General features: G+C 63.3%; 4 protein-coding genes. All 4 read right to left on the reverse strand.

From position 1 onward, the window contains the following. Positions 1–55 precede the first annotated feature (55 nt). The 4 genes from V5E97_RS07415 to V5E97_RS07430 all read right to left on the reverse strand — a co-directional run bounded on the left by V5E97_RS07415 (position 56) and on the right by V5E97_RS07430 (position 11432). Positions 56–3325, reverse strand: coding sequence for an efflux RND transporter permease subunit (locus tag V5E97_RS07415; RefSeq protein WP_406698683.1), 3270 nt, complete (start codon positions 3323–3325; stop codon positions 56–58). Continuing rightward, positions 3322–7197 carry an efflux RND transporter permease subunit gene (locus V5E97_RS07420; protein ID WP_406698684.1) on the reverse strand — a complete coding sequence of 1292 codons (3876 nt, stop codon included), beginning with the start codon at positions 7195–7197 and terminating at the stop codon, positions 3322–3324. Before V5E97_RS07420 ends, V5E97_RS07415 begins: the two co-directional genes overlap by 4 nt. A 69-nt stretch (positions 7198–7266) precedes the next feature. Next, positions 7267–8520, reverse strand: a complete 1254-nt coding sequence (locus V5E97_RS07425; RefSeq protein ID WP_406698685.1) for an efflux RND transporter periplasmic adaptor subunit — start codon at positions 8518–8520, stop codon at positions 7267–7269. Positions 8521–9074: 554 nt separating this feature from the next. Continuing rightward, entirely contained in the window at positions 9075–11432 is a 2358-nt protein-coding gene (locus V5E97_RS07430) for an FdhF/YdeP family oxidoreductase (RefSeq protein ID WP_406698686.1), read from the reverse strand. Between the last annotated feature and the right edge of the window lie 122 nt (positions 11433–11554).

The raw sequence follows: 11554 nt of genomic DNA on the forward strand, positions 1-11554 counted from the left end.
ATGTTACCTGTGAGTAAGACGTGTTGGAATGATGTGTTAGTTTAGAAGGCTCGCTTCAAGGCGTTGGCTTGCTTGCATTGGAAGTGGAGCTTTCGTTTTTCACGCCACCAAACCCTTGGATGACGTAGAAGAAGACCGGTGTCAGGAAGATGCCGAAGGCGGTCACGCCGAGCATGCCGCTGAAGACGGCTTGGCCCAGGGCCCGACGCATCTCGGCGCCTGCGCCTTGGGCCAGGACGAGTGGGACGACGCCGAGGATGAAGGCGAGCGAGGTCATCAGGATCGGCCGGAGTCGCAGGCGGGCGGCCTCCAGGGTGGCCTCGCAACGCGGCTCACCAGCCTCCTGCCTCTGCTTGGCGAATTCGACGATGAGGATGGCGTTCTTGCTGGCCAGGCCGACCAGCACCACGAAGCCGATCTGGGTGAAGATGTTCACTTCCATCTTCGCCAGGCTCAACCCGACGATCGAGCAGAGCAGGCACATCGGCACGACCAGGATGACGGCCAACGGCAGCGACCAGCTCTCGTACTGCGCCGCCAGCACCAGGAAGACGAGGACGACCGCGAGCGCGAAGACGAACATCGCGGTATTGCCCGCCTGGAGTTGCAAGTAGGTCAGCTCGGTCCAGTCGAACGCCATCGACCGGGGCAATTCCTTGTCGGCAATCTCCTGCATGAGCGCGATCGCCTGTCCTGAACTGGTCCCCGGCGCGGTGTTGCCGATGATGGCGGTGGCGGAGTACATGTTGTATCGCAACACGGACACCGGCCCACTGATGTTGCGCGCGGACAGGAGCGTGCCGAGCCGGACCATCTGCCCTTGAGAACTCCGCACCTGGAGTTGGCGGATATCTTGAACCCCCGCGCGGAACTGCTGATCGGCCTGGACATTCACCTGCCAGGTCCGGCCGAACTCGTTGAAATTATTGACATAATAGGATCCTAGATAGAACTGCAAGGTGCTGAAGACGTCGCTGACCGACAGGCCGAGGGCTTCGCACTTGGTCCGGTCGATGTCGAGGTAGAGCCAGGGGGTATCGGTCCGGGAGCTGTTGAAGAGGCCCTGTAAGCCTGGGGTCTTGTTGCCTCGCGCGACGATCTGGTCGCTGACCCGCTGCAAGGTCCCCAAACCGAGATTGCCGCGATCTTCAATGATCAGCTTGAAGCCGCCGGTCGTGCCCAGGCCGTCGATCGGGGGCGCTCCGAACGCCGACACGACGGCCCCGCGAACCTCACGCCCGCAGCGCTCACGCAAGGTCGCGGCGATGGCGTCAGCCGTCAATGTGGGGCCTCGCCGCTGAGCGAACTCCTTCAGCATGATGTACAGTGAGCCCAGGTTGGGCGCGTTGGCGTTCAGAATCAGCGACTGGCCGGAGATGCCCACCGTGTGGCCGACCCCCGGTGTGTCGTGCGCCAGCGCTTCGATATGGGCCATGACTTGCTGGGTCCGCTCGACCGAGGCGGAATCGGGCAACTGCACGTTGAGGAGGAGATACCCTTTGTCCTGTTGCGGGATGAAGCCCGTCGGGGCCTGCTTGAACTCCCAGTATGTCACCAAGAGCAGGCCGCCGTAGACGAGCAGGGCAATGACGCTCATCCGGAGCAGGCCACTGACCAGGCGCGTGTACCACGCCGTGCCGGCACCGAGAGCGGCGTTGAACAGGCGGAAGAACCAGCCGAGCAGCAGGTTGAGGAGCCGGGTCAAGGGATCCCTGCGGGCGTGGCCCGGCTGGAGCAAGATCGCGGCCAGGGCCGGGCTGAGCGTCAGCGAGTTGAAGGCGGAGATCACGGTCGAGACGGCGATCGTCACCGCGAACTGCCGGAAGAACTGGCCGGTGATCCCGCCGAGAAAGGCGCAGGGGACGAACACGGCGCAGAGCACCAGGGCGACCGCGATGACCGGCCCGGTCACCTCCTCCATGGCCCGATAGGCGGCGTCGCGTGGCGACAGCCCCTGCTCGAGCCATCGCTCGACGTTCTCCACGACGACGATGGCGTCGTCCACCACGATCCCGATCGCTAGCACCAGGCCAAACAGCGATAGATTGTTCAGCGAATAGCCGAGGGCCGCCATGATGGCGAACGTGCCCACGATCGCGACCGGGACGGCGATCAGGGGGATCAGGGCGGCTCGCCAGTTCTGGAGGAAGACCAGCACCACGATGGCCACCAGGATCACCGCGTCACGGAGCGTGTTGAAAACCTCATAAACAGACTCGCTGATAAAAGGGGTGGTGTCGTATACGATTCGATAATCCATCCCATCGGGGAACCGGGTCTTGAGCTCCTTCACCTTGGCGTAGACCCCGGCGGCCGTGTCCAGGGCATTCGAACCGGGGAGTTGATAAACCGAAAGCGCCACGGAAGGCTGGCCGTCCAGGGTGCAAGACTGGTCGTACTGCTGCGAGCCCAATTCGACGCGGGCCACGTCGCGGAGCCTGACGATGCCCGTCGTCACCGCCTGGGGGACTCCCAGGGCCGGTTGCTCGCCGGAAGTGGTAGTGCCGACCTGGCCGTTTGAGACACCGAGGGTCGTCTGCGTCCTTGGCATGCTCGGGCCGGCCTTGAGGATGATGTCGGCGAACTGCTCCGGCTCGGTGAGCCGGCCCAGCGTGTTGATGGTCAACTGGAATTGCTGGCCCCTGGGGACGGGCTGCTGACCGATCTGTCCGGCGGCGACTTGGAGGTTCTGCTGGTTGATGGCGTTGACCACGTCGGCGGCGCTGAGATTGAGCGCTGCGAGCTTGTCGGGGTCAAGCCAGGCACGCAGGCTGTAGTCGCGCTGACCGAGGTAGGTGATCCCGGCGATGCCGGGGAGGCGGCCCAGCTCATCCTTGATGTAGATCGTCGCATAGTTGCTGAGAAAGGTGCTGTCGTACCGGCCGTCCGGTGAGATCAGGTTGACGATCATCATCGTGTTCGGGGACATCTTCTTGACGTTGATGCCTTCGCTCTGGACCAACGCCGGGATCACCGGCTGCGCCAGCGAGACCCGGTTCTGCACCAGGACCTGGGCCATGTCCGAGTTCATGCCCAGCTTGAAGGTCACGGTCAGGTTATAGGCGCCGTCATTGGTGCACTGCGACGACATGTACATCATGCCCTCGACGCCGCTGACCTGCGCCTCGATGGGGGCGGCCACGGTGTCCCGCACGGTCTGTGAATTGGCTCCCGGGTAGAGGGCCGTTACCAGGACCGTCGGGGGGGTGACGTCGGGATATTGGGCCACCGGAAGCGTGAACACCGCCACGCCCCCCGCCAACACGAAGATGATCGACAGGACGGAGGCGAAGATCGGCCGGTCGATGAAGAAGCGAGAGATCATGGCCGTGGACCTCCACTCGGTGTCCCAACCTCAGGAGTCGCGGCAGGGCCTTGGCTTTGGCCTCGGGCGCGTCGCGTCATCCGGTTCCTTCGCTGTCTTTCGAGCACCAGGAGCGCGGCAAGGATTCCCGCTCCGCCGCCCACCAAGGGGGCCCAGGTCGGTCGAACGACATTGAGATGCCCGAGCAAAAGGATGAGAGCCAGGCAGCCCAGGCCGCCCAGCACCGCGGAGACGTTCCCACGCGTTAGGCCGGTCGCGAATAGCTGGGTCTCGCCGACCCCTTGAATGACGTAGAAGAAGATCGGCGTGAGGAAGATGCCGAACAGGGTCACGCCGAGCATGCCGCTAAAGACGGCCGTTCCCAGCGATCGGCGCATCTCCGCGCCGGCCCCTTCGGCGATCACCAAGGGGACGACCCCGAGGATGAACGCCAGTGACGTCATCATGATGGGCCGGAGCCGGAGCCGCGACGCCTCCTGGGTCGCCTCGAACCGAGGGCGGCCCTCCTGCTGCATCTTTCTGGCAAACTCCACGATCAAGATGGCGTTCTTGCAGGCCAGGCCGACAAGGACGACCAGGCCGATCTGCACGAAGATGTTGACCGCGTTGTGAGTCAACAGCACGCCGACCACCGAGCAGAGCAGGCAGAGCGGCACCACCAAGATCACGGCCAGCGGCAGCGACCAACTCTCGTAGAGCGCCGCCAGGGCCAGGAAGACGCAGACGACCGCCAATCCGAAAACGTACATCGCGGTGTTGCCTGCCCTGATTTGCATGAACATCAATTCTGTCCATTCCGTCTTCATGGATCGAGGCAGAGCGTCGAGAGCCAGGTTGTCCATCAGTTTGATGGCGTCACCGGAGCTTGTTCCGGGCAGGATGTTGCCCGTGATGGGCGCGGCGGTGGCGAGGTTGTAGCGGGTGACGAAGACGGGGCCGCCGACCTCGCGGACCGCGACCAGGGTGCCCAGCGGGACCATCTCGCCCCACTTGTTGCGGACCTTGAGCAGGTTGATGTTTTCGACCTGGGCCCGGTAGTCGCCCTCCGCCTGGATGGTCACCTGCCAGTAGCGGCCGAATTCGTTGAAGCTGTTGACGTAGAGCGACCCCAGATAGATCTGGAGCGTCTGATTCACGTCGTTGAGCGACACTCCCAGGGATTCCACCTTGGTCCGGTCAATGTCCATATAAAGCTGCGGCGTGTTGGAGCGGAACTGACTCGAGATCCCGGCCAGACCGGGTCGGGTCCGCAACAGGCGGATCAGGTGGTCGGTGTTGCGCTGGAGGTCCGGGAGACCGAGGCCGCCCCGGTCCTCGACCATCAGCTTGAAGCCTCCGGCGACGCTGAGGCCCGGGATCGGAGGCGCCCCGAACACGGTGACCTGGGCGTCCTTGACTTCTCGGGCCCAACGCTTTCGCAGCCGGGCCATGATCGCCGTATCGCGCCGGTCGGGGTTCTTCCGCGCCTCGAACGGGTCGAGGATGACGAACATCGAGCCGAAGTTGGAGCCGGTGGCCGAGAGTACGAACGACATGCCCGAGATGCTGATCGTATGCGCCACGCCCGGCGACTCTCGGGTGATCTTCTCGATCTGCGCCATGGCGGCTTCGGTGCGCTGGAGTGATGCGGAATCAGGGAGCTGGATGTTGATGATGAGCCGCCCCTGGTCCTGGTCCGGGATGAACCCGGTGGGGGCATGGAGAAAGACCCAGCAGGTCAAGCCGACCAGCCCGCCATAGGCGAGCAGGACGAGCATGCTGACCCGCAAGAGCTTGCCGACCGCCCAGGAGTACCCGGCAGTCGCGGCGCTGAAGACCTGGTTGAACAGTCGGAAGAACCCGCCGAGCAGGGCGTCCAGGACTCGGCTCAGAGGGTCCTTGGGGGCGTCATGCGGCTTCAGCAGGATCGCGGCCAGGGCCGGGCTGAGCGTCAGCGAGTTGAAGGCCGAGAAGACGGTCGAGACGGCGATCGTGACTGCGAACTGCCGGAAGAACTGGCCGGTGATCCCGCTGATGAATGCGCAAGGGACGAACACCGCGCAGAGCACGAGGGCCACCGCGACGACCGGGCCGGTCACCTCGTCCATCGCTTTGCGCGTGGCCTCGCGGGGCGACAGGCCTTGTTCTAGCCATCGCTCGACGTTTTCGACGACCACGATGGCGTCGTCGACCACGATCCCGATCGCCAGCACCAGGCCGAACAGGGAGATGTTATTCAATGAGAATCCGATTACGGCCATGACGGCGAAGGTGCCGACGATGGCGACGGGCACGGCGACCAGCGGGATCAGCGCGGCCCGCCAATTCTGGAGGAATGCCAGCACCACCAACCCGACCAGCACCACCGCCTCGAGCAGGGTTTGCACCACCTCCTCGACCGACTGCCGGATGAACGGTGTGGTGTCGTAGGAGATCCCGTATTCGACTCCGTCCGGGAACCGCGACTTGAGCTCATCCATCTTCTGCCGCACTCGTTCGGCGATGTCGAGCGCGTTCGTCCCCGGGAGTTGGCGGACGGCGAGGCCCACCGACGGCCGGCCGTCCAGGGTGCAAGACTGATTGTAGTTTTGGGCCCCCATCTCGACACGCGCCACGTCGCGGAGCCGGACGATGCTGGTCGACGGACTCTGTGGTCCGGGGGCGATCATCGTGCCGTTGACGGCCCCGGAGCCCATCGCGTTCTGGCTCGTCCCCGTGCTGATCGAGAGCCCGCTCAACCCGCCGCCGGTGGTCCCGCCTCCGCCGGTGGTCCCGCCCCCGCCGGTGGTTCCGCCTCCACCGGTGGTCCCGCCTCCGCCGGTGGTCCCGCCTCCCAAGACTCCGGTTCCGAATGGGGAGACGCTCAACGGTTCGTATCCTGAGATCACGCTGTTCGTCGTTGCGAACAGGCTATTGGAAACCAGGATCTGACTGGTTGTGGGGTCGAGTCCGGTTGTCGCTCCTCCTGGAGGAGCGAGGCGGCTGGGCACGTTTGCGTTGGCCGACGGTCCCGCCCCGGTCGTCCCGACAATGGGAGAGAGCCTCGGGATGACAGCGGTGGGCACGCTGATGCTGCCCTGGGAAGGCGCCAGGCTTCCGGCGGAGGGCAGGGCGGGGGGGCTCAAGCCGACCTTGACGATGATTGCGCCAAACTGGTCCGGGTCGGTGAGCCGGCCCAGGGTGTCGACCGGCCATTGGAAGGACTGGGATGCCGCGGCCGGTGGCTGGCCGATCTGTCCGATGGCCGACTCCACGTTCTGGCTCCGGATCGCGTTCGCCACCTCGAGGGCGGTCATGTTGCGCGCCGCCAGTTTCTGGGGATCGAGCCAGGCGCGGATACTGTAGTCGCGCTGGCCGAGGTAGGTGATGTCCGAGACCCCATCCAGTCGCAGCAGCTCGTCCCTGACGTAGATCGTGGCGAAGTTGCTCAGGTAGAGGTCGTCGTAACGTCCGTCAGGCGAGCGGAAGCTAACGATCATCAACAAATCTGGAGTCTTTTTTTTGATCGTGATCCCTTGCTGCTGGACGGAGTTCGGCAACTGAGGCAGGGCCAGCGCCACGCGGTTCTGGACCATGACGAGCGCCGTGTTCAGGTCGGTACCGATATCGAAGGTGACCGTCAAGGTGTAGGAACCGTCGTTGCCCATCTGTGAGGACATATAAAGCATGCCCTCGACGCCGTTGACTTGCTGCTCGATCGGCGCGGCGACCGTGTCCGCCACCACCTGGGCGCTGGCGCCTGGGTAACTGATCGAAACCTGGACCGAGGGCGGGGTGATCGGGGGGTATTGCGCGATCGGGAGAGTCAGCAGCGAGATCGCGCCGGTCAGGACGATGATGATCGAGAGAACCGACGCGAAGATGGGCCGGTCGATGAAGAAGCGAGAGATCATCGATGAGCCCCCCTCCCGTTATTTTTTTTTGGGAAAACGATCCCCGAAATTTTGAGGCGAGCGGGGAGCTTATCGTTCCCTCGCTTCGGGGCTTGGTCTGGCCGGGTGCGTTGTCGGAACACTTGGTTGAGTCGCCGGCGCATTCTCCTCGGTGGGCTGGCCGAGCAACGGCATCGGGATCCGCTCGGGCTGGATCCGCATCCGCGGGCTGACTTGCTGCAAGCCACCGACAACCACCCAGTCGCTTCGTTTGAGCCCGTCGGCGATCACGCGCAGGCCGTCAGCCTGGAGCGGGCCCGTGGTGACGCGGCGGTACTGGATGTTGTTCTTGGAGTCGATTATGTAGACATACTTCAGGCCTTGGTCCGAGGCAATCGCCCGGTCGATGACCAGGATGGCCGGATGCGGCTTCCCAATTGGCAGGCGGATTCGCACGAACATGCCGGGTGACAACAGCCGGATGCCTTTGGGGGGCAATGGATTCGGGACGACCCCGCGCACCGAGATGCTCCCCGTGGTCGGGTTCACCTGGTTGTTGACGAAGTTGAGGACTCCCTGGTGCGGAAAGCCATCTTCCCCCTGGAGTCCCATGAGGACCGGCAGGTCCACGCCGGGTTGGGGTGGGTTGAGCTTCCCCTGGTTGATCGCCCGCCGGAGCCGCAACAGGGTCGGCTCATCCACATCAAAATAGGCGTAGATTGGGTCCTGGGAGACGACCGTGGTCAACAACGTCTGATCCTGATTGACCAGGTTACCGAGCGTCAGGTAGTAGCGGCTGACGTGGCCGTCGATTGGGGATGTCACTTTTGTGAAATCGTGATTGAGCTTGTAAGCCTCCATGTTTTTCTCGAAAGCCTTGACCCTGGCATCGGCCTCTTCCACCGACGCGAGATCCTGGTCGAGATGCTCCTGGCTGATGGAGTTGGGCACCCTGGCGTTGATCGCCAGGTCTCGCGCATACACGACCTTGGCCAGTTTGAGTTGAGCCCGGTAAAGGTTGACCTGGCCACTCGCCTGGTCGAGCTGAGCCTTGTAGGGGCGAGGATCGATTACGAACAAGGTGTCCCCTGTCTTGACGTCCGCCCCTTCCTTGAACGGCATTTCGACCAGGTAGCCGGTAACCCGCGGGCGGATGTCGACTGCTTGGACCGCGTCGGTCTGGCCGGTGAAGTCCGCGTATTCCGTGACCTCGCGTTCGACCGGCCGGCTGACCGGGATGATGGGCGGCTGCGGGGGAGCGACCGCCGTCGACGAGCGCTGGCAGCCCGCCAACGCGGTCAGCCCCAAGCCGATGACTCCAAGGACGAGAGCAGGGCGGTGCATCGGGGCTTCACTCCCCCCTTTTTTCTATTTTTGCAACGATTCGCAAAAGAGCTAAGAGTCTGTCCCAGAAGGTGAATCCCACGGGAGCTTTTGAATGATCTGCTGGGTGCCATGCGGTTCCGTACTCGGAACCCATGCGGGAATGCCTTGGCCTGGCGAGCACGGGTTCCGAGTACGGAACCCGTGGCACCCAAACGGCCTTCAATTTTCGGTTTCCCTGAACTTACGAGACAGACTCTAAGTTCCGCAACGGGTAGTTTGCAGTAGCACGGCCGGCCCGGCCGTAATTCCCTCGGGGTCGGCGCGAGTCTGAGGAATGGCCCTGGTCCGAGGGGATACGGCCGGGCCGGCCGTTCTACTCATTCGACCGGGCCGGAAATCCAGCGAGATTCTCGCCCAGGCGTGGATCGTTGTTTTTTTGTGGTACGGGGTGGAATCTTCCTCGTGCCGATGAAGTAACTCGGAATAGGATTGTTTGTTGAATTGTAGAAGTCGCGATTCTGCGTTGCTGGTTTCGCGCTCCCAGGGAAAGACCAATCCGGAGGGCCGATTGCTCAGGCTTTTGCGTGGCGGCCGGCCCGAGGGGATCGGCACGCGACGATCTCGACGAGGAGTTGCTTCATCAGAGGCTGGTCACTCTGGGGACTGAAATCTCCGAGTGGGCAGAGCGCATTCAACTCCGGCATATAACCGGCTGCGTTTCCTCGAGGGATATTGTAGCGCACCGCTCGATAACCCTCGAGCGTGCGCGTCGTTCCATCCTTGGCAAAGCTCGTGATATTGATGAGTGCAAACGGCTCGAGGTTTCGTTCTTCCATATCCTTGGCGTTCAGAAAGATCAGGGTGCGGAGGTTCTTGACGCCTCGATAGCGGTCGTTATCCGAATAGATCGTCGTGTTCCACTGGTCGTGGGATCGCATCGTGCTAAGGATGAGCTTGCCCGCGGGCGGGATGGCGTCGGCCAGTGGGGCGGACGAGAAGGTGGCTTTGCCGGTTGTTGTTTGAAAGATCAATTCACGCGCGGGCTGATGCAGCCGGAATCCGAGCGGCTGGCGGACCCGGCGGTTGAAGTCCTCGAAGCCGATGAGTGCGTCGGCCATCGTGTCGCGGATCCGGTCGTAGTCGGCGACGTAGTCTTGCCAGGGGGTTTTGGTGTGGGGCAAGGCCGCTTGGGCGATTCCGGCGATGATTGCGGGCTCGGACCGGAGTTCCGGGGAGCCCGGCTCGTTCATGCCGTAGGAGAGATGCACCATGCTCATCGAGTCTTCGACGGTGATGCCCTGGGGCCCGGATTGCTGGTGATCGATCTCGGTCCGGCCGATGCAAGGAAGGATCAGGGCCTCCCGGCCATGGACCAGATGGCTCCGATTCAGCTTGGTGCTCACGTGCATCGTGAGGTCGCAGCGGCGGAGCGCCTCGAAGGTGAGGTTGCGATCCGGGACGGCCATGGCGAAGTTGCCTCCCATCCCCAGGAAGACCTTGACCTCTCCCTTCGCCATTGCCGCGATCGTGCGGACGGTGTCCAGCCCTGGCTCGCGCGGGGCCCTGATCTTGCACGCGGCCTCCAACCGGCTGAGCCACTCCTCCGTCGGCCGGTGATCGACGCCGCAGGTCCGGTTCCCCTGGACGTTGGAGTGACCTCGAATGGGACATGGGCCTGCCCCTTCGCGGCCGATGTTCCCGCGGAGCAGCAGGACGTTCATGATCTCGCGGATCGTGTCGACCCCGTTCTCTTGCTGCGACAGCCCCAGGCACCAACTGATGATGCAGGATCGGGATTCGCTGTAGATCTTTGCGGCGGCCCGAATCGCTTCGAGCGTCAGGCCGGATTGACGCACCAGCTCATCCCACGGTGTGGCCTGGCAGACGGCTCGATACGCCTCGAAGCCCGAGGTGAAGCGTTCGATGAACAGCCGGTCGAGCGCCTTCGGGTTGGTGTCTGCCTCTTCGATCAAGTACTTGGCGATGCCTCGCATCAGGGCCATGTCGCCGCCGATGCGCGGCTGGAGGTTCAGCGAACTGGTGGGCGTGGCCCGAAAGAGGGCCATGTCGAGGATCTCGTGCGGCGTGATCACGCGGGTCGCCGCGGCCTCGATCAGCGGATTCACATGCACGATCTTCAAGCCGCGTTCTTTGACTCCATCCGCCAAGGCGGTCAGCATCCGAGGCGCGTTCGACGCTGCATTCACGCCCATGACGAAGATGGCGTCGGCCTTCTGCCAGTCGACCAGGTCGACCGTCCCCTTTCCCGTCCCGATCGAGGCGTTCAGTGCCCGGCCGCTCGCCTCGTGGCACATATTCGAACAGTCGGGCAGGTTGTTGGTGCCAAACTCACGGGCGAACCACTGATACAGAAAGGTCGCCTCGTTCCCCAATCGCCCCGAGGTGTAGAACGACGCCTGGTGGGGGCTCGATAACGCCCGCAAGTGCCGGCCCGCCGTCTGGAAAGCGTCGTCCCACGAAATCGGAATATACTTGTCGGAGGCTGAATCGTAGGACAAGGGCTCGGTCAGTCGGCCGACGTCTTCCAGCGCGAAGTCGGACCACTCCATGAGCTGGCTGACCGTGTGGGTGGCGAAGAACTCGCGGTCGACCCGTTTGCGCGTCATCTCCCAGGTGGCATGCTTGATTCCATTTTCGCAGATGTCCATACGCAGGCCCTTGCGGTCGTCGGGCCAGGCGCAGCCGGGGCAGTCGTAGCCCCCATTCTCGTGGTTCATTCGGAAGATGGCTTTGACCCCGTTGAGGATCTCTCCTTGTTGGATCAGGGTCAGGCCGACACTTTTCGCCGCCCCCCAGGCGGCCGCGGGATGCGTGTAGTCGTGCTGTGAGAATTCGCCGTCGACGTTGGGACCACAGCCGACAGCGGGCTCGACTGCCAATTTCTCGGGGTGAGAATGTGTGTTATCCATCACCAAACTCCCCATCAGCATAATGAGTTTAGAATTGTTTCGATGAGGTGAATCGAGTCCTGACTGGAGGCCGGTGGGTTCGTGGAATCATCCGCTTTGTCGAGTGGGGGCGGACTTACCCG

It is taken from the genome of Singulisphaera photorubra, assembly GCF_045290345.1.
Taxonomy (GTDB): domain Bacteria; phylum Planctomycetota; class Planctomycetia; order Isosphaerales; family Isosphaeraceae; genus Singulisphaera.

Bases quoted from the DNA above. Each gene is read 5' to 3' on its own strand.
- V5E97_RS07430 (WP_406698686.1), bottom strand. From the start codon at position 11,432: ATGGATAACACACATTCTCACCCCGAGAAATTGGCAGTCGAGCCCGCT.
- V5E97_RS07425 (WP_406698685.1), bottom strand. From the start codon at position 8,520: ATGCACCGCCCTGCTCTCGTCCTTGGAGTCATCGGCTTGGGGCTGACC.
- V5E97_RS07420 (WP_406698684.1), bottom strand. From the start codon at position 7,197: ATGATCTCTCGCTTCTTCATCGACCGGCCCATCTTCGCGTCGGTTCTC.
- V5E97_RS07415 (WP_406698683.1), bottom strand. From the start codon at position 3,325: ATGATCTCTCGCTTCTTCATCGACCGGCCGATCTTCGCCTCCGTCCTG.